17 protein-coding genes, 1 tRNA gene and 1 pseudogene are annotated in these 23,235 nt (G+C 55.3%); 10 read left to right on the forward strand and 9 right to left on the reverse strand.

Going from position 1 to position 23,235, the window contains the following annotated elements; genetic code table 11:
- The 7 genes from OSC10802_RS38030 to OSC10802_RS0100145 form a co-directional block, all read right to left on the reverse strand.
- Positions 1-783: AAA-like domain-containing protein (locus OSC10802_RS38030; protein ID WP_017714742.1), on the reverse strand; the 783-nt coding region annotated here is incomplete at its 3' end.
- Between the two features lie 267 nt (positions 784-1,050).
- Positions 1,051-4,173 carry a response regulator gene (locus OSC10802_RS0100120; protein WP_017714743.1) on the reverse strand — a complete coding sequence of 1,041 codons (3,123 nt, stop codon included), beginning with the start codon at positions 4,171-4,173 and terminating at the stop codon, positions 1,051-1,053.
- 5 nt (positions 4,174-4,178) lie between these two features.
- A complete protein-coding gene (locus tag OSC10802_RS56115) occupies positions 4,179-4,505 on the reverse strand; it encodes a methyl-accepting chemotaxis protein (RefSeq protein ID WP_071593245.1) in 327 nt (108 codons plus the stop codon).
- A 179-nt stretch (positions 4,506-4,684) separates the two neighbouring features.
- Positions 4,685-8,389 carry a PAS domain S-box protein gene (locus OSC10802_RS56120; RefSeq protein ID WP_017714745.1) on the reverse strand — a complete coding sequence of 1,235 codons (3,705 nt, stop codon included), beginning with the start codon at positions 8,387-8,389 and terminating at the stop codon, positions 4,685-4,687.
- A 175-nt stretch (positions 8,390-8,564) separates the two neighbouring features.
- On the reverse strand, positions 8,565-12,380 hold the full coding sequence (locus OSC10802_RS43740) for a methyl-accepting chemotaxis protein (RefSeq protein ID WP_017714746.1): 3,816 nt from the start codon (positions 12,378-12,380) through the stop codon (positions 8,565-8,567).
- Between the two features lie 210 nt (positions 12,381-12,590).
- Complete coding sequence (locus OSC10802_RS0100140) at positions 12,591-13,091, reverse strand: chemotaxis protein CheW (RefSeq protein ID WP_017714747.1); 501 nt, start codon at positions 13,089-13,091, stop codon at positions 12,591-12,593.
- Positions 13,092-13,232: 141 nt separating this feature from the next.
- Positions 13,233-13,646 (reverse strand): response regulator, encoded by a 414-nt coding sequence (locus OSC10802_RS0100145; RefSeq protein ID WP_044169913.1) that lies wholly within the window; start codon positions 13,644-13,646, stop codon positions 13,233-13,235.
- A 473-nt stretch (positions 13,647-14,119) separates the two neighbouring features.
- On the opposite strand from OSC10802_RS0100145, the gene OSC10802_RS38045 reads away from it, so the two are divergent.
- The 3 genes from OSC10802_RS38045 (at position 14,120) to OSC10802_RS47225 (ending at position 15,731) form a co-directional block, all read left to right on the forward strand.
- Entirely contained in the window at positions 14,120-14,443 is a 324-nt protein-coding gene (locus OSC10802_RS38045; protein ID WP_017714750.1) for an IS1/IS1595 family N-terminal zinc-binding domain-containing protein, read from the forward strand.
- A 152-nt stretch (positions 14,444-14,595) separates the two neighbouring features.
- Positions 14,596-14,667 (forward strand) — tRNA-Gln (locus OSC10802_RS0100160).
- A 506-nt stretch (positions 14,668-15,173) separates the two neighbouring features.
- On the forward strand, positions 15,174-15,731 hold the full coding sequence (locus OSC10802_RS47225; protein ID WP_155967239.1) for a ribosomal eL19 family protein: 558 nt from the start codon (positions 15,174-15,176) through the stop codon (positions 15,729-15,731).
- A gap of 197 nt (positions 15,732-15,928) precedes the next feature.
- Here OSC10802_RS47225 and OSC10802_RS43745 read toward each other — a convergent pair whose 3' ends face one another.
- Positions 15,929-16,792: an AbfB domain-containing protein gene (locus OSC10802_RS43745; RefSeq protein WP_017714752.1), complete on the reverse strand. Its 864-nt coding sequence runs from the start codon at positions 16,790-16,792 to the stop codon at positions 15,929-15,931.
- A gap of 105 nt (positions 16,793-16,897) precedes the next feature.
- Positions 16,898-17,206, reverse strand: coding sequence for a hypothetical protein (locus tag OSC10802_RS48465; protein WP_155967241.1), 309 nt, complete (start codon positions 17,204-17,206; stop codon positions 16,898-16,900).
- Between the two features lie 29 nt (positions 17,207-17,235).
- Between OSC10802_RS48465 and OSC10802_RS0100175 the strand changes: the two genes are divergently transcribed.
- The 7 genes and pseudogenes from OSC10802_RS0100175 to recA all read left to right on the forward strand — a co-directional run bounded on the left by OSC10802_RS0100175 (position 17,236) and on the right by recA (position 22,652).
- Positions 17,236-18,021 (forward strand): HAD family hydrolase, encoded by a 786-nt coding sequence (locus OSC10802_RS0100175; protein WP_017714753.1) that lies wholly within the window; start codon positions 17,236-17,238, stop codon positions 18,019-18,021.
- Between the two features lie 567 nt (positions 18,022-18,588).
- A complete protein-coding gene (locus OSC10802_RS0100180; protein ID WP_017714754.1) occupies positions 18,589-19,803 on the forward strand; it encodes a DNA double-strand break repair nuclease NurA in 1,215 nt (404 codons plus the stop codon).
- Positions 19,804-19,824: 21 nt separating this feature from the next.
- Positions 19,825-20,265 (forward strand): hypothetical protein, encoded by a 441-nt coding sequence (locus OSC10802_RS0100185; RefSeq protein WP_017714755.1) that lies wholly within the window; start codon positions 19,825-19,827, stop codon positions 20,263-20,265.
- Between the two features lie 187 nt (positions 20,266-20,452).
- Positions 20,453-20,612, forward strand: a pseudogene (locus OSC10802_RS52445) (RNA-guided endonuclease TnpB family protein); the annotation flags it as partial.
- A gap of 18 nt (positions 20,613-20,630) precedes the next feature.
- On the forward strand, positions 20,631-20,897 hold the full coding sequence (locus OSC10802_RS0100190; protein WP_017714756.1) for a hypothetical protein: 267 nt from the start codon (positions 20,631-20,633) through the stop codon (positions 20,895-20,897).
- 48 nt (positions 20,898-20,945) lie between these two features.
- A complete protein-coding gene (locus OSC10802_RS0100195; RefSeq protein WP_155967243.1) occupies positions 20,946-21,404 on the forward strand; it encodes a hypothetical protein in 459 nt (152 codons plus the stop codon).
- 162 nt (positions 21,405-21,566) lie between these two features.
- Complete coding sequence (gene recA / locus OSC10802_RS0100200; protein ID WP_017714758.1) at positions 21,567-22,652, forward strand: recombinase RecA; 1,086 nt, start codon at positions 21,567-21,569, stop codon at positions 22,650-22,652.
- Positions 22,653-23,235: the final 583 nt, after the last annotated feature.

The raw sequence follows: 23,235 nt of genomic DNA on the forward strand, positions 1-23,235 counted from the left end.
TGAGGGGGAAGCCTCGATGAGTTTGCAAATCTTCTGAGTCAGAAACGGCTGTCCGCCAGTCCACGCTATAATCTCAGCCAAAACACCCTCCGGATTCCCCACCGTTTCCCCCAGCCCCTGCGCCAGAGGCAAAGCCGCCGGCAGTTCAAACCCCGCCATCTCAATCGCCCTGCCAATATTAAACGGCGTGCGAGTTTTGTCCGCAATCAAATCCGAGGGAGTGCACACTCCCAGCAGGCAAAAACCGAGCCGGCTGTATTCCGGACTGTCAGCCCGCTTATTATAGCACGCCCTAATCCAAGCAAAGAAATCGTCCGTCGGAAATCTTAAAGCCAGAACGCTGTCTATTTCATCGATAAATATGCTAATATTAGATTGAACCTCTGCCAGCACCACCGTTCCGATAAACTCATCCAAACGCTGCACCGGCGGCAGGATTTCCCGCTCTTTCCACCACGCCCGCAAATTAACTTTGCCGGCCAGGTCTAGACTGCTGGCCAAACTCCGGGCCATGCCGGCATACCACTGTTCCGAAGTGAGTTCCTGACTGCCAATAGCAGTCAGGTCAATAGACGCGCAGGCAAATCCTTCCGCTTGCAGCCGGCGCATGGTTTGCACCCGCAGGGAAGATTTGCCCATTTGCCGGCAGTTGAGCACATAGCAAAACTCGCCGGCTTTCAACCCCTGATAGAGATCCTCATCTGCTTGTCGCCGCACATAGGTGGGAGCGTCAGCCGGCAGGCTCCCCCCGACTTGATACACTGATGCTTCTGCTGTGCTCATGGCTCTATCTCACCTTGGAGTCTGAATCAGAATTTTTCCTCATTTCCCCCTGTCTCCTCCGGTCTTGGCGTCTCCTCGCGGGGGGTCATTATTACCGCTTCTGGCTGGAATTTATAACTCCCCCTTCCCTATTATAGCGGTTTTCATCTGAGTGAGCTACTGAGAAACCCGGTTTCTTAAAGAAACCGGGTTTCTGGCATGTACTTCATCCAACTGAAAACCGCTATATATCAGAGCCGGTGCTCCCAACAGTACCCACACCAACCCTTAGCGATGAGCTTCCAAAAGTTGAGAGACAACCTGTAACAGCTGAACTTCACTGTAAGGCTTCGTGAAGTAATGAGAAGCGCCCAATTCCAGCGCGGTTTGCCGGTGTTTAGCGCCGCTGCGGGAGGTGAGCATGGCTACGGGAAGGCTGGCTAATTGGGAGTCGGATTTTATCGCCCGCAGCAGTTCAAATCCATCCATGCGGGGCATTTCAATATCGGCGATGACTAGGGAGCAATCCAAACCGCTTTGCAACTTTTCCAGGGCCTCCTGGCCATCTTTGGCCTGAACCACCCGGTAGCGAGCCCGATTCAGCGTCAGTGCCAGCATCTGGCGGATGGTGTAAGAATCGTCCACGACCAAAATTTGCGCCGGCAGCCGGGGCGGCAGTAGAGATGGGGAGCCGGGATTTGGGGATTGGGGGATTGGGATTGCGCTTGGAGAGGGGGCGGAAGTTTGAAGTTGTGGGGGCGGTTGGTGCGGGGCATTGTGGTGCCGGCTGGGCGCGAAATCTTGCACTCTGGCTGCCCCCAGAGTGCGGGCCTGAAATTGGCCAATTAGATCGTCCACATCCAGAATGGTAACAGCACGGCCATCTCCCAGAATCGTGCAGCCAAGGATGCCGTGAGGTTTAGACAGGGGTGCCGGCAGAGGTTTGACGACGATTTCCTGCTGGCCGACCAGGCGCTCAACTGCTGTGGCCAGAATGCCCTCACTGGAAGCGAGGACGATTACGGGGATGTGGTCTTGGGCGATGGGGTCGGGAGACGGGCCATCGGGATGGGGAATGCTGTATTTGACCAGTTCCTGCAGGCGCACGAGGCGGATAAACTCCCCCCGCCAGCGCAACATGGGCTGGGTGCCGGCCATATGGATCTGGTGCCCTTCCAGGTGGAGAATCTCCTCGACGGCATCCAGGGGCACGGCTACCGTATTGCGGTCGGTTCGCACCAGCAAAGCGTCTGCGATGGACAGCATCAGGGGCAGCTTCAGGATAAAACTGGTGCCTTTTCCAACGCGGGAGTCCACTTTCACCGTTCCCCGGACAAGCCGGAGATTGGTGCGAACCACATCCAAACCCACCCCCCGACCGGAAAGGTCGGTCACCTGACCGGCAGTGGTGAGCCCGGGCCAGAACAAAAATTCATAAAGTTCAGCGGTGGAGAGTTCGCGGGCTTGTTCCGGTGTGATATAATTATTTTCCACAATTCGCCGGCGAATGGCTTCCGGGTCAATTCCCCTGCCGTCATCGCTGACCGTAATGATGGTTTTGCCGCCTTGATGGCGAGCTTCGATTTCAATTTGGCCGGTTGCCGGCTTCCCTGCCGCCTTGCGCACGGAAGGCGGCTCAATCCCGTGGTCAAAGGCGTTGCGCACCAGATGCACTAGCGGATCGCGCAGGGCGTCGAGCAAGCTCTCATCAATTTTGGTGTCGCGCCCGAAAAGCTCCAAATTCACCTGTTTGTGGTGGGTTTGGCACAGGTCCCGCACCGCTCTCGGCAGGTGATCCACCGCCCGGCTGAAAGGCACCACCCGCAACTGCATCACCCGCGCTCGCAAGTCGTCGCAGATGCGGCGCAGGTGATCTGTGCTGCGCTCGAACTTGGTGGCCAGTTCGTCAATTTTGCTGGCCGACTGGGCGATAGCTTGGGTTGTCTCAATCACTTCCCCCGCAGTGGAGTGGAATTCTGTATACTCGTCCATCTCCAGAGGATCGAAGAAAGCGGTAAGGGGCGATGGGGCGACCGGCGCTGGAAATTGAGCTTCCCAAACCGGCGGTTTGTCTTGCTGAACATACCCCCCACCCCGCGCCCCACTGCCGGCGAGCCGGTCATACTCTTCCCGCAGCTGGCTTCCGTACTGATTTAAATCTAAAATTTTTCGCCGGATGCGCCTGACTTCATTTCGCAGCTGGGATTCCTGAAGTTCTAAATTTGTCCGGTTAATCACTAACTCTCCCACGAGATTGATTAACTCCGTCAGGCGTTCCAAGTCAACCCGGATGGTGGGGCGCGCTTCCACCGGCACCGGCACCCCTGCCCTTGCGGGGCGCTGCATTTGTGCCGGCATCTCTGACTCGCCGGCAGAATCTGCCGGCAGCAATTCCTCACCGGCACGCAATTCCACATCAGAAGATTCTGTGAGGGAGTAATTGTCAGCGAGCGAAGATGAATCCGTGTTTTCTCTTAACTCCTCATTTCCGATTTCGCTGTCATCGCTGAACTCCTCACTCACGCTTTTTGTTTTCACACTTTGCGCCACAAAAATTGGCTTACCGGAACACACTTGCTCGCGGGCAACTCGCAAGAAAAGTGCAATTTCTCCGCCAGACGATCGCAGCATTTCGGCACTCAAATCGGGAGTTTCAATCAGGGAGCGCAAAGCCTCAGCGATTTGGCCGTATTCCGGAAGATTTAGCATGCCGGCAACGCCTGACAGCTGGTAATAAATCTCGCTGACGGCGCGGACGGTTTGCTCCAAAGTTTCTGGCAAAACTTGCGAAATCTCTGTTTCTAAACGGTTGAGCACCGGCGGCAAATCGCGCTCAAAAATCGCCTGGATCGCCGGCGCGATGGAACTGCCGGCAGCAACCGAGCTTTGCGGAGGCGCTTGTTTTTTGCCGTACTCGGCTTCCAGTTGAGCTTTCAGCTGGGAGATCGGCAAATACGGTTCAGAATCGATATTCTCGGATGCTTCCGCACTCTCACTTGGCGGGAGGGGCGAGCCTGCCGGTGAGGAATTTCCAGGTAAAATCGATAAACTGTCGCCCGGAGGCTTCGCCCCGATTTGAATGGTGCCGGCAATCTTTCTCAGACAATCGACTCCGCGCAACAGAGCTGTTACCGTTTCCCGGTCTAAGTAGGACAGGTCCGCCTTATCGCGCAAAATCGAAAAACAGTCTTCTAAAGCGTGAGCTGCCTGAGAGATCGTTTCAAAACCAAACATTCGAGCCGAGCCTTTAATCGAGTGGGCGGCTCGGAACATCTCCTTAACCAATTGCAGTCGCGTCTCGCCGGTGCCCCCGCTTTCCATCGCCAGCAAATTCGTTTCTAGCAATTGCAGGAATTCCTGTGTTTCGGCGATAAATACGCCGATAAGTTGGCTGTAATCTTGGGAATTCATCGGTGTTAGACGGGATTTGCTAATGGTTGGCGCGAAAGGCAAAGGAAGGGGGAGCGGGGGAGAGCGCAAGTGTAGAGTTTTTGCACGGCTATGGGGCAGGGGTGTGAAGTTAAAGTTAATAATGAACCGCCAAGACGCAGAGATCGCCAAGAAAGAAGAGGGAGTTGCCGGCGGAAAACGCCATTACAGCGAACCCAGCGCCCGTGTTCGCCGGCGCGGACAGCTTCTATGGTAGCATTGAGCGCCGGCAAGTTGGTTTGGGCGGCGATTTGAGAGAGCGACGTTACTATTTTACTGATTTGTTGCGAACTTTCTCCCAAGCGCTTTATCATGTTGGAGGTTTGGGAAATGGTTTGCCGCAGTTCGTTAATCCCCTCTCGTGCCAGAGCTACAGCTTCCCCACTGGCGAAACGCTGTCTCCGCGCTATCTCTGCCAGAAACCCGGTTTCTTTAAGAAACCGGGTTTCTCAGTCCCTCTCAAAGGATGAAAATCGCTATAGTTCTGGCGGGATTAGGTGCTGAAGTGCTGCACTGAACGCTGCAATTCACTGACTGTGGTGGCTAAGCGATCCAGGGAGGCGGTCACGTCTCGGGATTTATCTGCCGTGGTGGTGGAAATTGCAGCGACTTTCTGCATGCTGGCGGAAATGTCTTCGGCAGAAACAACCTGCGCTTGAGAGGCGCGGGTGATGGTTTGAATGAGCGAGTTAATCTCCTGGCTAACTTCCATAATAGCAATCAGGTGGGTTTTGGCTTCTGCGGCGAGAGAGGTGCCGGCGACGACTTCTCGGGTGCCGGCTTCCATCGCTTCCATCACCCGCCCGACTTCGCTCCTGATCTGCTCGACAATATCGGAGATTTCTTCGGTAGCTTCTGCGGAGCGTTCGGCGAGTTTGCGGACTTCCTCGGCGACGACGGCAAACCCCAGCCCCTGTTCGCCGGCGCGGGCGGCTTCAATGGTGGCGTTGAGTGCCAGCAAGTTAGTTTGGGAGGCAATTTTGGAGATAGAGGTAACGATTTTGCCGATTTGTTGGGAGCTTTCTCCCAGGCGTTTCATCATCTTGCCGGTTTGGGAAATGGTCTGGCGCAGTTCGTTAATTCCTGACACGGTGCGGTCTACAGCCAGCCCGCCGGCGCGGGCTGTTTGGGCGGCTTGTTGGGCGACTCGCTCTGCTTTTTGGGAGATGTCAGATACTTCTTTAATAGAGTTGACCGTTCGCTCAATTTGCTGTAAGGCGCTTTCAATCTGTTGGGCTTGATGCCCGGCTTGTTTGGCCAGTTCCTTGGTGTCGCTAATCGATGCGGCAGACCGATCTCGCACCCCTTCAGCCACCTCCTGAATGCCGGTGACGACTTGCCGCAAAGACTCTATCAGGAAGTTGAAGGATTGCGCAACCGCTGCCAGGATGCTGTCGGACACCGGCGCTGTCACCGTCAGGTCCCCTTTGGCTGCGCCTTTGATTTCATTTAACAGGTTCTCGACTTGTTGGGTGAGGGAATCGGCTTCGGCTTTCCTTTCTGCCGCTAATTTTTCCAGCCTGTCTTCGGCGAGTTTGCGGTCAGTGATGTCAAAGCGAATGCCAATATATTTGACAATTTTGCCGCCGGGGTCAAAAATTGGCGCAATCGTGGTGTTCACCCAGTATAATGAACCATCTTGGCGCTTATTTTTGATTTCTCCTTGCCAGACTCTGCCGCGAGTGATAGTGGCCCACATCTCTTTAAAAAAGGACTTGGGGTGATAGCCAGAGTTGATAATGCGGTGGTTTTTCCCTATAAGTTCTTCCCGGCTATATTCTGAGATTTGGCAAAACTTGTCATTGACAAAAGTAATGGTTCCTTTTAAATCCGTTTCGCTGACAATCGCCGCTTTGTCGAGGGCTTTCTGCCTGGTTTTCAATTCCTCAGCCATGCGGTTTTGCTCTTCCGCCAGCTGTTTGAGGCGCTCCTCTGTCCGCTTGTTTTCGGTGATGTCGTGAGCGATAGCGTACAGCAATTGCTGCGCCGGGTCGGGCTTTGCAGTCCACGCCAGCCAGCGGTAGGAGCCATCCTTGCAGCGGTAGCGATTTTCAAAGTAGAGGGAGGTCAGGCCGGTGGCCAGTTTTTGCGCTTCGGCAATCGTCGCTTCCCGATCCTCCGGATGGACAAGCTCGATAAATGCAATGCCTGCCAGTTCCTCTGGCGTGTAGCCCAGGATGGGTGCCCACGCCGGGTTGAGGCGTTTGAAATTGCCATTCATATCGGCAATGCACAGCAGGTCGAGAGAGAGGGTGAAAAAGCCGTCGCGCTCTTGTTCTGCCCGCTTTCGCTCGGTGATGTCGATTCCCATTTCCAGCACCAGCAGCGTGCCATCGATGTCAGAGAATGGGTAATCGTAAATCTGGTAGGTGCGGCCTGTGTTTGCGTCGGGCCACTCCCAAGTTTGCGGAGTTTTGGTGTCGAAAACCCGGAACGTGGGGCACTCCTCGCAAGGCTCTTGCCGACCGGCCATCGTGGCGTAACAGGCTTTGCCTTCGGGCTCCCCAAACTGCTCCCGGAACTGCCGGTTGGCCAAGCGCACCGAATAATCGGGTGCCTGGAGGTACAGGAAAGCGGGAATGCCGTCAATGAGGGAGCGCAAACGCTGCCGCTCTGCCTGCAATGCTGCCTCCGCCTGTTTCCGCTCGCTGATGTCGGTAAAGATGGCAATAATTCCCAGCTGTTCGCCCCTGTCATCTTTCACTGCAGTGCTGCGCAGGAACGCCGGCTTTGAAACGCCGGTGCGAGTGCGGATTTCTATCTCGCCGCTCCAAGAATTTCCCCCGATTGCGGCAGCGATGGCAACTCTTGCTATTTCCGGAGCCTTAAACACCGCCTTTTGCCCCGCTGCGGCGCTCAGCCGGTCGGCAGTTGCGCATTCAAACAGCTCCGAGAACGCTCTGTTTTGATAGATTGGAGTGCCGGTCATGTCGGCAATCAAGATAGCGTCACCGGCACATTCTACCGCTTGTGTCACCCGCTGCAGGGACTCAATTAATCGCGTCTTTTCTTCTTCCGCCCGCTTGCGATCGCTCATATCGCGGGCGATGGTGGAAATAAACTCAACCTCCCCACTTTCCGATCTGTGCGCCATAATCACCTGGGAGACAGGAATTTCCGGACTGTTGCGGTACTGCAAAACAGTTTCGCCGCTCCAGACACCGTTTTTGATTGCGCTTGGCAGCCCTGTGTTTAAAATCAGTTCAGCTGCCGACTTGGCGCAAAATTCAGAGTTGTGGATGCCGGAAATATCCTCATTTTCCCCAATGCCCAACAAACGCCTGCCAGCCCGATTGATATAAAGCGAGTATCCATCGGTGCCGGCGGTGCCCACGCAGTCTGAGGTCATCTCCAAAATGTCAGCCAGACGCTTCAGGGAGGCTTCTGAGCGCTTGCGCTCGGTGATGTCTTGCCAGCTGCCGACGATTTCCACCATAGCGCCTGCGTCATCGCGCACCAGCCTCCGCTCGTCGCACAGCCACAGGTAGGTGCCATCTTTGCGCTCAAACCGATATTCTTCTGAGTGTGCTAGAAGCTCAAACAGCTTGTAACGGGTGGCTTTCAGGCGCTTTGCGTCTTCTGGGTGAATGCGACGGCTCCAGAAGGATGTGTCCTCGATAAATTCCCTCGCTTCCCAGCCGGTCAGGGTCTTGACATTCTCTGACAAATATGCATATTCGCCGCTGTTTTTGCAGCTGTAAATCACAGCTGGGCTACTGGCCAGCAACTGTTGCAGCCTCGCCTGAGTGGCTTGCAGGGCTGACTCCGCCTGCCGGCGCTCGGCAATTTCTTTTTCCAGGGCTAGGTTGGCTGCCTGCATCTGGGCTGGACTGGGCAGAGCCAGCGCCTCGGGCATCAGTGGCACCAGCATGCCGGCAGTGTACACCGAAACCGCAGCGGTTATGGCTTTGACGAAACCGCTCAGCCAGTAATCCGGGTGCCACAGCACCCACACTTCCATCAGGTGAGTGGTGCCGCAGCTGACGATAAAGGCACCAAACAGCAGGAAAATCCAGCTGAAAGGCAGGTCGCGCCGCCGGCGGACGAAATAAATCAGGAGAATGGGAATTGCCCAATAGGATACGGCGATTAACAAATCTGAAACCAGGTGGAGCCCCACTAATTCTGGCTTCCACAGGTAGCAGTGCCCGTGGGGAATAAAAGGGCCGGCAAAAAAGGTTTTCCAATCTTCTAGCATAGTCGATAGTCATCTATTTAGTAAGCTTTTAGGCTTTTAATCTTCCTGTCTGCCCAAAGGAGGCAGAGCCTCCTGGACGGCGTTCCCAGCCTGAGGCTGGGAACGAGGGATAAAATCCAAAATCCAACATCCAACATCCAACATCCAACATCCAACATCCAACATCCCCATGTCCCTAACTGCGGAAATTGGCCACCGAACTTTGCAGCTGGTTGACCGCCACGGCTAGCCCATCTAGGGAGAATGTCACCCGTTCAGCTTTGTGAGCGGTGGTGGCAGAAATTGCGCTCACCTGGCGCATGCTGCCGGCGATCTCTTGAGCGGAAACCGTCTGTTTTTCAGCGGCGCGGGTGATATTTTGCACCAGGGCGTTCATCTCCTGACTGACTTCTATAATGGCGATGAGATGGGTTTTGGCTTCTGCGGCTAGTTTGCTGCCGGCCACTGCTTCTTGGGTGCCGGCATCCATCCGCGCTGTCACCCGCCGAATTTCCTCCTGAATGGTGCCGACAATCTCCCCAATCTCCTCGGTGGCTTCTGCTGAGCGTTCGGCGAGCTTGCGGACTTCCTCCGCCACTACAGCAAAACCCAGCCCTTGCTCACCGGCACGGGCGGCTTCAATGGTGGCGTTGAGCGCGAGCAAGTTTGTCTGGGCGGCAATTTGGGAAATTGAGGTGACAATTTTGCCGATCTGTTGCGAGCTTTCTGAGAGGCGTTTCATCATCTTCGAGGTTTCGGAAATCGTGTGCCGCAGTTCGCTTATGCCTTCTACGGCGCGGTCTACGGCGACACCTCCGGCGGTGGCGGTTTGGGATGCCTGTTGGGCGACTTGTTCGGCGCGGCTTGAAACGTCGGAAACTTCTTTGATGGAGCTGACCAGAAGCTCAATTTGCTGTAGCGCCGCCTCAATTTGTTGCGCCTGGTTGCGAGCCAGACCGGCCAGTTCCTCGGTATTGCCAATCGCGGAGCTAGTAGCGGCTGTCACTTGCGCCGCCAGCTCCACAATGCCGGTAACGGCTCTCCGCAAGGAGTCGGTCAGGAAGTTAAACGAGTCGGCAATAGCGCCAAGAACGCCAGAGGGGACTTCGGCGCGCACTGTCAGGTCTCCTTTGGCTGCTCCTTGGATTTCACTGAGCAGTTTCAGCACTTGTTGGTTGAGGGCATCGGCTTCGGCTTTCCTTTCCGCCGCCAGTTTTTCCAGTTTTTCCTCTACCTGTTTGCGCAGCGCTGACGCGCCGCTATCGCTAACGGTGATGTCGGTAAACACAGCAATCAGCCCCACCATACTGCCGGTGTCATCTTGAATGCTATCCGCCCGGAAAAATGCCGGTAAGGTGCGCCCCGACCGGCTGCGAATCCCGACTTCCCCACTCCAGGAATTTCCAGCGATGACCGTCTCCAAAATTTCGCTGCCGGCATTTTTGTCGGCAAAGGGCAGCCACAGGGGGTTGCTCCGCCGCGACCGGGCGGCAAAGCTGTCAAGAGCCGCGTGTTCTAGCAACTCCGAAAATGCTCGGTTGTGGTAATAAATTTCCGTGCCTGCCGGGTTCAGGATGGCAATGGCATCCCCGGCACTTTCTACGGCTTGAGTGACGAGCCGGAGTTTTTCTTCGGCTTGCGCGCGGTGGGTGATGTCAGTGGAAATGCCACAGATGGCGTAAGGAACGCCGCTGTCGTCGCACAGGGGAAATTTGATGGAAAGGTAGGTGTGGGTTCCGCCGTCTTGCAGCATAACCTCTTCTAGCTTCAGGGGCGTTCTGCCAGCGAGGACTTGGCGGTCGTTGGCGCGTAAAACCTCCGCTATCTCCTGCGGGAACAGATCGCTGTCTGTCTTGCCAAGGATCTGCTCTGGGGGCATGTGGCAGACCGTTTCAAACTGCCGGTTGGCGAGAATGTAGCGGCCTGCGGTATCTTTGAGATAGATGACTGCTGGGGAGTTGTCCAGAATGGCTTGCAGCCGCTCTCTGCTCTCTCGGAGCGCAGCTGCCACAGAGGTGCGCTCTTCAATTTCTTGTTTGAGCAGTGCGTTGGCTCGCGACAGCTCTAAGGTTCTTTCTTCCACCCGCTTTTCTAGTTGATCGCGAGCTTGTTTGAGCGCAACTTCTGCTTGCTTGCGCTCGGTAATGTCGCGGGTGACTTTGGAGAATCCGCGCAGCTGCCCAGATTCATCTCGCAAGGCGGTGACAATCACATTGGCCCAGAATTCTGACCCGTCGGCGCGCACCCGGATGGCCTCTTCTTCAAACCGGCCTTCTTGTGCGGCTAGGAGCAGCTCTCGCTCGGGCTTGCCGGCGGCGATGTCAGCGCGGGTGTAGAAGCGCGAGAAGTGCTGCCCGAGGATTTCTGAAGCTCGATACCCTTTAATTTTTTCAGCGCCGGCATTCCAGCTGATCACGTTCCCTGTTGTGTCCAGCAGCAGAATTGCGTAGTCTTTGACGCTTTCAACCAGCAAGCGGAAGCGCTCTTCGCTTTGCCGCAGCGCTTCCTCTGCTTGCTTGCGCTTGGTGATTACTTCGCTGGCGATGATGATGCCACCGATCTCACCTTTGGCGGTGCGCCAGGGGTGAATTTCCCACTTCACCCAGTCGGTGCTGCCATCGGCGCGGGGAAACGGATCTTCGTCGCATTTCTCCACCGCTCCCGCCAGACACTTCCGATGAATCTCTTTCCATTGGTTAGAGATTTCGGGAAATATTTCGTAGTGGGATTTGCCAATAATATCTCCCTCTGCCAAGTTCAAATCTGCCAGCCACCGGCGGCTGGCTGCTAGATAGCGCATCTGCCGGTCGAACATGGCTACGGCAGCAGGCGTGTGCTCCACAAACAAGTGCAGCTGTTCCGATCTCTCCCGCAGGGCGTCCTCTGTCCGCTTGCGCTCGCTCGTGTCCCTGATGATTCCTAAAAAGACGGATTCCCCATCCCGCTCTATCAGTTGCAGGTGCACTTCTACCGGATAGATACTGCCGTCGGCTCGCTGGTGGGCGCTTTCAAACACCAGTTTCTCTCGCTCGCGCCGCAGCAGGGGCGCAATAATCTGGCGAAATTCATGATAGTCTATTTCGGGCTGGATGTCAACAAGTGTCATCGCCCGCATGACTTCTAGGGAGTAGCCCAGGTTGTGCGCAGCGCCGGTGTTGACATACTGGAAGCGCAGGGTTTGAGCGTCGAAAAGGTAGATTTCGTTGAGGCTGGATTCAACGACTTGCCACAGGCGCATTCGCTCGGCTTCCGATCTTTTTCGCTCTGTTATTTCCTCGTAAGTTCCGAGGATGCCGGTGACGGTGCCGGTGGCGTCGTGCAGGGGAATTTTGTTTGTCTCTACCCAGGTTTCTTTTCCTGCTGCGTTCTTCAGCGGCTCGATAATCTGATACTCTGGGGTTTCACTTTCTATCACCCGGCGGTCTGCGTCCCGGAAAAATTCGGCTTCTGAATGTTTCCACGCTAAGTCGTAATCGGTTTTGCCAACGATATCTGCCGGAGAGGCCACACCGGCCTGTTGGGCGAAAGCTTGGTTGCAGCCCTGGTATACTAAGTTTCTATCTTTCCAGAAGATGGTCTGGGGAATGCTGTCGATAGCCAGCTGCATCAGCTGCAGGTACTGTGTTTGACCGGCCTTTGGCGGGGCAGCCCCTTGCCCCCACCACTGCCGGCCAAACGGCAGCAACGCCAGGGCACTGATTGCGTGGGAGATATCTCCGCTGGTTTGCCACAGGTCAAGCGCTTCTGGGGCGTCAGAGCAACCGGGGGCGTGGCAGAGATGGCTGACTGCGCCGGTGAGGAAAAAGGCAAAAGCGAACACGGGCGCGCTGCCACCGGCTGTGCCGGCGGAGGATTTTTTTTCTTTTTCCTTGCGCCGCAAGCGCGTCAGTGCCAGCGCCAGACCCAAATAGCAGAGCGCGAGGAGCGCATTCGCCCCTCTATCTAGCCCTTGTAATTGGCGGCTGCTGACGGAGAAGGTATAAGCCAGTGCCATAAAGTTAGCAGATCCCATACTGTGGGGGATTGTTCACGAAACGTTTTAACTCTGTCCTCGCTGCCAGTTGCGAGCCGTGAGCGGTGAGCCGGCAGCCGCGACCTCTGACCTATTATATAGCGGTTCTCAGTTGCATAAACTCTGGCCTTTGAAACCCGATTTCTTTAAGAAACCGGGTTTCTCAGTACCTCACTAATATGAGAGCCCCTATATCTTTAATTTTTCCAGTTACCAGTATGGAGATTGCCCGATTCTTTCTGCATCCAAAATCATCAGCAATCGCCCATCAAAATCGTATAAACCCTTGAGAAAGGGAGCCAGGTCTTCGCTGACTTCTATCGCCGAAACAATTTGGTCCCGATTGAGCGCCACCACTCCCTCTACATGAGTGACGGCCAATCCCACACGCATAACTTCCAATCTCCCCTCTTGGCGACGCTCCTGCGGAGCTGCTCCGCCCACCGGCACTTCCAGGATCAGGATGCGGCTGCGGGGATTTTCTGTGTCCGCCGGCGCGTCCCCAATCAAGCGACCGAAATCCCCCACGGCCAGAATTTCACCGCGCAGGTTTGTCAGTCCCAGCAGGAACGGCTGTGTGTTGGGCACCGGCGAAACTGGCTGTTCGCTGAGCATCAGAACTTCCCGGACACCAAAGAGTTCGACAGCAAAGAAACTGCCTCCTTGGCCAAAGAGCAGATATTGCCGCAAATGTGACGCATTGGGCATCATCGTGTTGGGCAGTGGGCGATGGGGCAGTGGGCGATGGGCGCGCTGGCACGCGCGTATTGGGCATTGGCTGTTGCGGAAAATCTTCGGTATGCGCCCGGGGCCATGCGCCATGCGCCATGCCCTTTGAAGTTGAGCCCGGTTTTAAGCGTTCTGTTTCTCTTCACTCGGGAGGGACACACCGGCGAACTTGCCAACAACCAGACGCAGTTGATCCGCATCAAAGGGCTTGGTTAAATATTCTGTCGCGCCGGCAAGACGGCCTTGCACCTTGTCAAAAAGCCCATCTCGCGCCGTCAGCATGATCACCGGCAGGTTTTGAAATTGAGGCAAGTTGCGCACCGTGCGACAGAGTTCCAAGCCATCAATCCCTGGCATGGAAACATCCAGTAACAAAACCGCAATCTGGTGGTGGTAAATCAAGGACAGAGCGTCCACTGCATTGTCTGCCACTAAAACCCGATAGTCGGGTTCTAAAGCCCGTTTGACCAGGTTTTGCATGACCGCACTATCATCCACTGCCATCACTGTCCGTCTCGGACTCTCACTGGTAAACATATTTTTCTTCCCTGGCCATTTTTCTCTTCAAAGCTACTGTACACCCAGCCGGTGACTCGCTGAGGCACCCTCACAGTCCTGTGTCCTTTTGAGGAGGCAGGCGCTTCACCTACTGACAATTTGTCGCAGCTAGTGCGGCTGTATCCTGCGTAACCTCTCCTCTCAACCAGAGTGCCCCATTTTTATTTTAAGTCACCGCCCCTTAATGGTTTTTCACTATTTTAGGCCAAGACAACTGCAGCAGAGCACGCAAGCGCAGTTTTTCTCCCCCCGTTCCCTGAAGTTCCTCAACCCACCGTTGAAATGCCCTCCCACCGGCACCTATCGAACGGTCAAACTCAGCCAGACTCTGATGGCCACAGCGGGCTTGCTGTTAAAAAGATTAAAGTTTTTATACTTCTGATTGCAGGTGGCACCTCACAGAGCCTGTAGGTTTGCTAACACAGAAATGTACACACTCCTCCAAAAAACCAATGAACTGCCCCTTGTGCGCTCATCCCACAACCCACAAACACGGGAAAACGACCAAAGGCAGCCAGCGTTACCGCTGCGCCAAGTGCAACCGGACGTTCACCGACAGCCTCGACACCGTTCACTATCGCCGCCAAATCAGCCCCGAACTGGTGGGCAACGTTTTGCAGGCGTATGCCGAAGGCACCAGTCTCCGGGGCATCAGCCGGCTGACGGGACTGGCCTACGGTACTGTGGCCAGCCTTGTTCGAGCTGCCGGTTCCGGAGTTCAGTCCATTCCCCACCCCCCCGCGCCCCTGGTGGAAACCGCCACCGGCACTCCCTGAACCGAGAAGAACCCACTCCTCCCCCCTCCCCCAGAGACAGCAGCAGGTCAGAACCCTTGTGCTGTCTTGATTTCAAAAAAATTTTAAAAAAATTCCCAAAATAGCTTGACAAGCTCTAGGAGTCAGTCTTAAGATAATAAACGTCAAGGCAATGGGGTGTCGCCAAGTGGTAAGGCAGCTGGTTTTGGTCCAGCCATTCCGAGGTTCGAATCCTTGCACCCCAGTTGGAAGTGGCCCGCAGTGCGGGCCCCCTCACCTCAAAGGTGAAAATTTAAGGCTGCCAGCAGCCGAGAGATCGTTCCGCTTGCCACAGTATGCTATACTTTGCTATTGGCAGCGGACAATAGCCCGAGAACCAAAGGCGGACGGTTGGCCGCCGCAATCGGGAGCCATCTTAACCTAAAAACCATAATTGTGTGCCGACTTTCCTAAATTTAGATACCCGTTTCATTAACTTCATAGAGCGGTAAACGGAATCTAGACTGAACTTAAAATGCTGCTCGTGGGATTTGACTGCGGGCAAAAGGTTGATACGCCTTGGCTAAAAGACTCTCTCAACTTATATAGCAGCAGTCATATTGGTTAGAACAATAGAAGCTTCGGGAGCTCTGGAGCAAGGGAGGCCGGAATCTAGGTTTCCTAAATGCTTACTGCTCTATAGACGTAGGGCAGGCGTCCGCCGAGCCTGAAGGTCTAATGTTCTAACCTAAGTGCATACTGCTATATCAGGGTGTGGGAGGCTGAAAACAGCAGTGGGTTGGCGGCAACCGGCACGACGGAGCCGGCAATTGGTACGACGGAGCCGGCAATTGGTACGACGGAGCCGGCAATTGGTACGACGGAGCCGGCAATTGGTACGACTGAGCCGGCAATTGGTACGACGGAGCCGGCAATTGGTACGACGGAGCCGGCAATTGGTACGACTGAGCCGGCAATTGGCACGACGGAGCCGGCAACCGGCACGACTGAGCCGGCAATTGGTACGACGGAGCCGGCAATTGGTACGACGGAGCCGGCAATTGGTACGACTGAGCCGGCAATTGGTACGACTGAGCCGGCAACCGGCACGACGGAGCCGGCAATTGGTACGACTGAGCCGGCAATTGGCACGACGGAGCCGGCAATTGGTACGACGGAGCCGGCAATTGGTACGACGGAGCCGGCAATTGGTACGACTGAGCCGGCAATTGGCACGACGGAGCCGGCAATTGGTACGACTGAGCCGGCAATTGGTACGACTGAGCCGGCAATTGGTACGACTGAGCCGGCAATGATTAACGCAGATTAACGCAGATGTGGCACTGTCCTAACCTAAGTAAATATTGCTATATAGCAGTATTCACTTAGGTGATGACATTAATAGTATGGCGCATGGGGCATGGCGCATGAGGCATGGCGCATAGGGAAGACTGACAGCTTTTGCCCAATGCCCAATGCCCCATCGCCCACTGCCCAATGCTCAATGCCCAATGCCCAATGCCCAGATTAAACATTAACGAATGCCCATTTTTCCGATGGTTCTGCTGGCTTTGCCAAATAGTACACAACTCCTATTTGAAAACTGTCCGCAGTATAGGAGCCGATCGCAAACCCATTGGTTTTATTTTTAATCGTGCCATCAGCGCCAATAACCCATTGTTGGGTAGCACTGCCATTTATGGGATTAATTACCAATAATTTGTTCGCCCAGCCGGGAACCTCCTTGATATCCAGAGCATAGTTTCCCAACTTGCTCTTAATCACCCCATCAGCGGTAATTTGCCACTGTTGCTGATTCCCCGCATTATAGGGGTAAACTAACACCTGGGTTTCGGGATTGGCTTGACTCCCTGCCACATCCAGCACCGCACCATTGGCCGCACTTTTGATTGCAATCCATTGGATTGGCTGCGGCGGAGCTTCTAATAAAATAGGCAACCAAGTTGCATCTCGATCGAATAATCCCGAGCCGTCCCGACGATTCAGCCGACCCAAAAACGAGCTATGCCGCATGAAGAATCCGGGGTAGTTTACTGACTCAAAGGAGAAACCTTGAGCATTAGCTAATCCTCGTTGAGGATTCCACGAAGCGTCTTTCTTGAACAAGTCACTGCCGTCTAATTTGTGAATATAGCACTCATAGTTAGAGTGCCGGATGTAATGGTCTGGGTAGTTTTCCGACTGGAAGCTAATCCCAGTTCCTGCCAGACCTGAAACTATACGGAATGAACTATCTAACTGGTATAAGGCACTGCCGTCATTGGGATCGAGCTTAATCCGAAAATTTTGGTGCCGCAGGTAACGGTCGCGGTAATTGTTTGATTGAAAGCGGAACTTCTTGCCTAAGAGTTCATCGATTACTGCAGCCACTCATAGCTCCTTTGTGTGAGATTTATTGCTGAGGATATTCAGTGAATTCATCGGCCTGTACGCTCTTAGGATATTATGTGCGATGGCTGTCTTGAAAAACCTTTATTATCTTTTTATGTTTGTAGAACTGCCGGGATGAGTTATCCGAGTTATGGCCATAGTGCGGGTGGGAATCGCGACCGGGGTAAGCGCAGAATACGCTAAGGGTTTTTGTGTCGGTGTGGCCAAATCCAGAGTCGGCCCGCCGGTGTGGCCAAATCCAGCGCTGACATTAGCCTTAACGGTGCCGGCATTGTCTGGAGGATTGAGAATTAATTGTTTTCCGCCACGCCCCACTCCTGCCGCCACGCCCCACTCCTGCCGCCACGCCCCACTCCTGCCGCCACGCCCCATACCCCATACCCGTGGCATCATAGACAGGGATGTCCCACCAACCACCTACCATGCCGGCAAAAGCACCCACAATCCTCGCTCTTGACTTCGATGGCGTCCTCTGTGACGGACTGCTAGAATACTTCCAAGCCGCATGGCGCACCTACTGTCAAATATGGTCGCCCTCCAGCCCCACACCGCCTCCAGAGTTAGCGCCGGTTTTCTACCGGCTGCGCCCGGTTATCGAAACCGGCTGGGAGATGCCGGTGCTGATCCGCGCCTTGCTGCTGGGGATTCCCGAAGGAAAAATCTTGCAAGACTGGCTAACCGTCGCGCCGCAGCTATTAATCGACGAAAAACTCCAAGCTGCAGACATCGGCGCTAAACTCGACCGGCTGCGAGATGACTGGATTGCCGGCGATTTGGCTGACTGGCTGAGCTACCACCGATTCTACCCTGGCGTTGCCGAAAAATTGCAGCAGCTGCTCGCGGAAAACTCAGTGCTGCCGGTAATTATCACCACAAAAGAAGGGCGATTCGTCCGCCAGTTATTGCAGCAGAAAGGCATTGACCTGTCGGAAAAGTACATTTTTGGCAAAGAATTGAAGCGCCCCAAACACTTTATTTTGAGAGACTTATTAAAAGGGGCTGCCGGCAATGCCGCGATCTGGTTTGTGGAAGACCGGCTGAAAACCCTGGAAATCGTCCAGCAGCAGCCAGACCTCACCGCCGTCAGACTTTATCTGGCAGAATGGGGGTACAACACCCCGCAAGAGCGAGAATATGCCGGTCAAAATCCTGGCGTAGAGCTGCTGTCACTCGAGCAATTTGCCCGCGATTTTTCAGAATGGCCCTAGAAATTGAAGCCGCCGGTGAGCGCTGGTAAGCCCTGCGCTCCGAGGGCACTCATTTGACTGAGGTGAGCGAAAGAGAGCCGGTCTGTTTAAGAAATTGGCTCTCAACCCACCTCACTAATATGAGAGACGCTATATCTATATCTGCGTTCATCTGCCTTTATACCAGTAGCCACTGAGGGCAGGGACGTAGGACAGGCGTCTCGCCTGTCCCTGTCCCTACTGCCCTGTGAAATACCTTGTCCTAAACTGACTGTCTGTTGCTATATCTGGGGTTCAAAGAGTCTGTTGGCGAATGAATGGGGGGTTATACCTCCTGCGCCCGTGGAATATCGCGCTTATTGCTTGGAGAGAGGGAGGCGGAGCCTTCTTTGAAGCGTCTCCCATAAGGAGCCTGGGAACGAGGAAAAAGGGAGCATGTAGGGGCGGGTTCACCCAAAACTTGTGCCACACAACCCCAACGCCGAAAAACCCGCCCCCACCCCTCCCTAACCCCTCACGAATTCGCCAACAGCATCTTCAAATCCAAAATCCCAAATCCACAATCTACAATCCACAATCCACAATCTTATGCTAGACCTGACCAAACTGGCACGGCAAATCCCCGACATCAGCAAGCACCTGACGCAAGAAGCGCTTTCGGCTCGCCAGCGCTTGGAATTAGCCCAGAAGCTGATGCAGCAAGCGGAAGCGCAAAACGAGGCATTGGTAGCGCGGCAGCAGGAGTGGCGGCACCGGCTAGTCTTTCCGAACGCCGAGCCGGTGGAGCCTCTGAACACGCGCAGCTACGTCGCCCCACCCCCTCGCCCGCACACCGTCATCGCTACAGATGGCTCTCAAATTGCCCCCAGCCACCACGAAATTGCCTACTGCTATTTGCTCAACGTAGGGCGGGTGGTGCTGCACTATGGCCAAAGCCGGCACCCCCTGTTAGACAGCGTGCCACAAGTATTCTACCGGCCAGAAGACCTTTATGAATCTCGCCAGTGGGGGATACGCACAGAGGAGTGGATGGGCTACCGGCGCACGGTGCAGGAGGCGAAAGTGATCGCGGAACTGGCGGTGGCGGTGCGGGCGGGAGCCGCCGCGCCGCCGGTGCCAACCATCGCCCTGGTGGACGGTTCGCTGATATACTGGTTTATCGAACCCTTGCCCTCCGAAGCGCGCGACCGCATCCTGTACGCCATTCTAGAAGCGTGGGACAAGCTGCAAGCGGTTGGGATTCCCATCGCCGGCTATGTCAGCGCCTCGCGCAGCATAGAAGCGATTAACTTCTTGCGGCTGCAAGCTTGCCCTTACAAAACCCCGGACTGCTTCACCCACTGTCCTCCCAGTCTGGAAACCGACGCCGGCGGGATGCCGAAAAAATCACCCTGCCAGGTTTTCGATCCCGTGCGAGACACCACCCTGTGGGCGTCGCTGCTGCAGCCTGGACAGCGCAGTCCCCTGTGGCGCAGTTCGGCTGCGATTCTAGACCTGTATGGCCCCCACACGATTTATTTTTGCTATGTTCATGTAGGGAGTGAAATTGCCCGCATTGAGATGCCGGCTTGGGTGGCGGAAAATCCCGCAATGTTTGAGGAAGCCCTCAGCCTCACCGTGGCTCAGGTGCAAAAAGGCTACGGCTATCCCGTGGCTTTGGCGGAGGCGCACAATCAGGCGGTGGTGCGGAGTGCCGACAGGAACCGCTTCTTCGCTCTCTTGGAGCGGGAGATGATCAAAGCCGGTTTGAAAAATGTTGGCACGTCCTACAAAGAAACGCGCAAGCGCGGTAGCATTGCTTAAAGGTTTGAGACGGTAACACCCATGACTCACGACAACCCCGATCTGCCTGAACCTGTCAGTGATCAGGATTTTGCCCTAGCCCGGGAGATTGAAGAGGGGCGGTTGCTGCGCAAGCGCCTGTACGAGGCGCTCAACGGCTCCATGAAAGCGCTGTTCAGCCATTGCGAGTGGCGCGTCACCCGCTACGACAGCGGTATGACGGAACTGGTGGTTCGCTGTCCGACTATGGTTGTGTATAAGCGGCTGAACGAGAAAGTGATTACCATCCAAAGCCGGTTGGAAAATACCGTCACCGTCAAGCACACTAAGTTTATTCTCTACTGCCCCAAAGACCCTGAAGCTTATTACGAGCACGAAATCACCTGCAGGGGGTGGATACAAATGAATAACTACCGGACGATCTGGGATCTGGACTTTGATGATTTCAGTGATGAAGAAGGCTATTACGACGATCGCTCTTGAGTTCTAGCTTCCTGCCTCCGCGCCGGTACAGAGTCTGGGTTTTTTGCCGGTGAGTGCCGGGCGGCTTTTTTGTAAAATCGGAACGTGAGAGAGGCGAAATTTAATAGTGGATTTTATGGACAAACCTGGATAATGTGATAGAATATAGGCAGAGAGTTGAGGACAGCCCTATTGCTAGATATGTTAAGTTTTCCACTGTCCCACTTGCGGCTTTACGCTATCGCAAGACTGGAATGGCGATGCGTGGGATTTTCTTGAAAGCTTTGCGGGATACCGCCTCTATCACTTTTAACGGGGATAGAGCCATCGTTGCATTGTCCAGAGATTCCCGGACAAATGTCGCGTAAATGTATCAGGGTTCAAGTATGGGAAGAGTCAAAGCCCACCAAATCAAAGGCTTTTGGATGGCCGACAGAATCTACGAGCGCAACGGCACCCACGTTGCTGTGTTCAATAAGCATCACTGCGTCTTGGTGACTCGTCCCCCTGAAATCAAACGCAAAGATTGGCGGAAGCGGGGATACCACCCAGTCGCCGTGCGCGACAAGCACCGGCACATTGTCTCGGAACCGGAACTCTGGTTCTGGCAGCAGTTTGACCCGGGCGAGGAACCGCCGGAAGGAGAAGATTAGGAAATCCCGCTGTATGCTTAGCTATCCTGCAGGGGGCGCTCCCCTGGGGTGCCGTCTGTGTGGCGTGCGCCGCCGGCCTATTCTGTGCCCCCATCGCACTGCAGTGCCGGCGTTCCACCGCACGGTGCAGTCCCCAAGGCTCACCGGCGCGACAGCCGAACCGGTGCCGGTGGCGATTGCGCACAATTGCGCAAACGCGCCGGCATCTCACCGCCTTCTGGCGATCTGCCACAGGAGATTTGCGGATTTCTCCCTTGGCGTTACAAAAATTTATTTAACTTCACGATTGCTGTCAGGTGGTGGCTCCCACCGGCCCGCTCCGGCCCGCTTCGCCCCGAGCGAGCGCAGAAAAAAGGCACTATACCACCGAAGCCGAGCTGCGTCAATTTATTAAGTTTTGTGTGGGATTCTGGCGGCTGCGGCAGCGGGACTCAGAGAAATGTGCTACAAAGAGCTGTAACGGGGGTAGATTTTTTCGTCAACGCCGGTGCCGGCAAGAGGGGATAAGCGCTGAAACCCTGAAATGAAGGGCATTTCGCCGCCGCTCTCCGGGACTGCGCCACCGAGTGCGCCCCGAGCCCTGGCCCGTCTTGAGCCAGAGGCTAAACGTTAAAATAGAGACTCTGCCCCAAACCCTCACAACCCCAAATACCCTCCTTGAAGCGAAACATGCCTGCAGAAACGACCGACGTTGTCCAGCAAAAGCAAAAAGCGCTGGACATGGTGCTCAATCAGATTGAGCGCAACTTTGGCAAAGGCTCAATCATGCGCCTGGGAGATGCCGCCCGCATGAAAGTGGAGACAGTCTCCACCGGCGCGCTGCCCCTAGATTTGGCCCTGGGCGGAGGCTTGCCCAAGGCGCGGGTGATTGAGATCTATGGACCAGAAAGCTCCGGGAAGACGACACTGGCGCTGCACGCGATCGCAGAAGTGCAAAAAGCCGGTGGGATAGCCGCCTTTGTCGATGCCGAGCACGCCCTAGATCCGACTTACGCAGCGGCGCTCAACGTCGATACCCAGAACCTGCTGGTGTCCCAACCCGACACCGGCGAAATGGCTCTAGAAATCGTAGACCAACTCGTTCGCTCTGCCGCCGTTGACATTGTGGTGGTGGACTCAGTGGCGGCGCTGGTCCCCCGGGCTGAAATCGAAGGCGATATGGGAGACGCCCACATGGGCTTGCAGGCTCGCTTGATGAGCCAAGCCCTGCGCAAGATCACCGGCAACATCGGCAAATCCGGCTGTCTTGTCATTTTCCTCAACCAGCTGCGGCAAAAAATCGGCGTCACCTACGGCAACCCAGAAGTCACCACCGGCGGGAACGCGCTGAAATTCTACGCCTCCGTGCGCCTGGACATTCGCCGCAAGGAAGCCTTGAAAAAAGGTTCAGAAGAGTACGGCGTCCGCGCCAGAGTTAAAGTCTCCAAAAACAAAGTGGCCCCTCCTTTCCGCTCCGCTGAGTTTGACATCCTGTTTGGCAAAGGCATTTCCCGGGTGGGCTGCGTGTTCGACATCGCCGACGAAACCGGGGTGATTGTCCGCAAAGGCACCTGGTACAACTATAACGGTGAGAGCATGGGTCAGGGGCGGGAAAACGCGCTCAAGTACCTCGAAGACAGGCCGGCACTGATTGTCAAGATCGAGCAGCAAGTCCGGGAAAAACTGGATGCGGGAGCCGTTGTCTCCGCCACGACAGTTGCCCCCAGTGAAGCTCACGAAGACGAGCAAGAAGAAGTCTTTGAGGAAGTGGAATAACTGACAGCCCGCCTCCCCTGACTTCCGCAGCAGCTGCGCCGCCAACGGGCAGCACAGAATACCTTAAAATTGCACTAAACCTGCAGGCTGGAGCCCCCGCTCGCGAGCGACTAAAAAAGCTCTAATATGCAGGTTTATTGTTTTTTCTTGAGGTGGGGCGCGCGCGCGGTGCGTCCCGAGGGGCTCGCACTTTCGCCGGTGCCGCCCACAAAATCGGTTTCAGCGCTCTTGGGGAGGGCGGACATTTCCCAGATATAGCAGCAGTCATATTGGTTAGAACAATAGAAGCTTCGGGAGCGGGTGGAGATCCTAAATGCTTACTGCTATATAGACGTAAGGCAGGCGTCCCGCCCCCCCTGAAGGTCTAATGTTCTAACCTAAGTGCATACTGCTATATCTGCTGTAAAGTAAGCAATGCCCACCGCGACCGGCCCGGAGCGGGCCCGCACAGCCATAACTCGTATCCGAAGCGCACCGGCAGTGTTTTCTCCCGTTATGCAAAGAACCTGCAACGTCCTGCAGGGTTAATCAAATTCCGCAGCGGGCTCAGCTCGGGGAGGTCGGGCGCTTTTCGCGGCGTTGG

It is taken from the genome of Kamptonema formosum PCC 10802 (genome assembly GCF_000332335.1).
Taxonomy (GTDB): domain Bacteria; phylum Cyanobacteriota; class Cyanobacteriia; order Cyanobacteriales; family Oscillatoriaceae; genus Oscillatoria.

Bases quoted from the DNA above. Each gene is read 5' to 3' on its own strand.
- OSC10802_RS0100180 (WP_017714754.1), top strand. From the start codon at position 18,589: ATGCTAGACCTGACCAAACTGGCACGGCAAATCCCCGACATCAGCAAG.
- OSC10802_RS38045 (WP_017714750.1), top strand. From the start codon at position 14,120: ATGAACTGCCCCTTGTGCGCTCATCCCACAACCCACAAACACGGGAAA.
- OSC10802_RS0100190 (WP_017714756.1), top strand. From the start codon at position 20,631: ATGGGAAGAGTCAAAGCCCACCAAATCAAAGGCTTTTGGATGGCCGAC.
- OSC10802_RS0100145 (WP_044169913.1), bottom strand. From the start codon at position 13,646: ATGTTTACCAGTGAGAGTCCGAGACGGACAGTGATGGCAGTGGATGAT.
- OSC10802_RS0100185 (WP_017714755.1), top strand. From the start codon at position 19,825: ATGACTCACGACAACCCCGATCTGCCTGAACCTGTCAGTGATCAGGAT.
- OSC10802_RS48465 (WP_155967241.1), bottom strand. From the start codon at position 17,206: ATGATGCCACGGGTATGGGGTATGGGGCGTGGCGGCAGGAGTGGGGCG.
- OSC10802_RS0100175 (WP_017714753.1), top strand. From the start codon at position 17,236: ATGCCGGCAAAAGCACCCACAATCCTCGCTCTTGACTTCGATGGCGTC.
- OSC10802_RS56120 (WP_017714745.1), bottom strand. From the start codon at position 8,389: ATGCTAGAAGATTGGAAAACCTTTTTTGCCGGCCCTTTTATTCCCCAC.
- recA (WP_017714758.1), top strand. From the start codon at position 21,567: ATGCCTGCAGAAACGACCGACGTTGTCCAGCAAAAGCAAAAAGCGCTG.
- OSC10802_RS0100140 (WP_017714747.1), bottom strand. From the start codon at position 13,091: ATGATGCCCAATGCGTCACATTTGCGGCAATATCTGCTCTTTGGCCAA.
- OSC10802_RS0100120 (WP_017714743.1), bottom strand. From the start codon at position 4,173: ATGAATTCCCAAGATTACAGCCAACTTATCGGCGTATTTATCGCCGAA.
- OSC10802_RS43740 (WP_017714746.1), bottom strand. From the start codon at position 12,380: ATGGGATCTGCTAACTTTATGGCACTGGCTTATACCTTCTCCGTCAGC.
- OSC10802_RS56115 (WP_071593245.1), bottom strand. From the start codon at position 4,505: ATGATAAAGCGCTTGGGAGAAAGTTCGCAACAAATCAGTAAAATAGTA.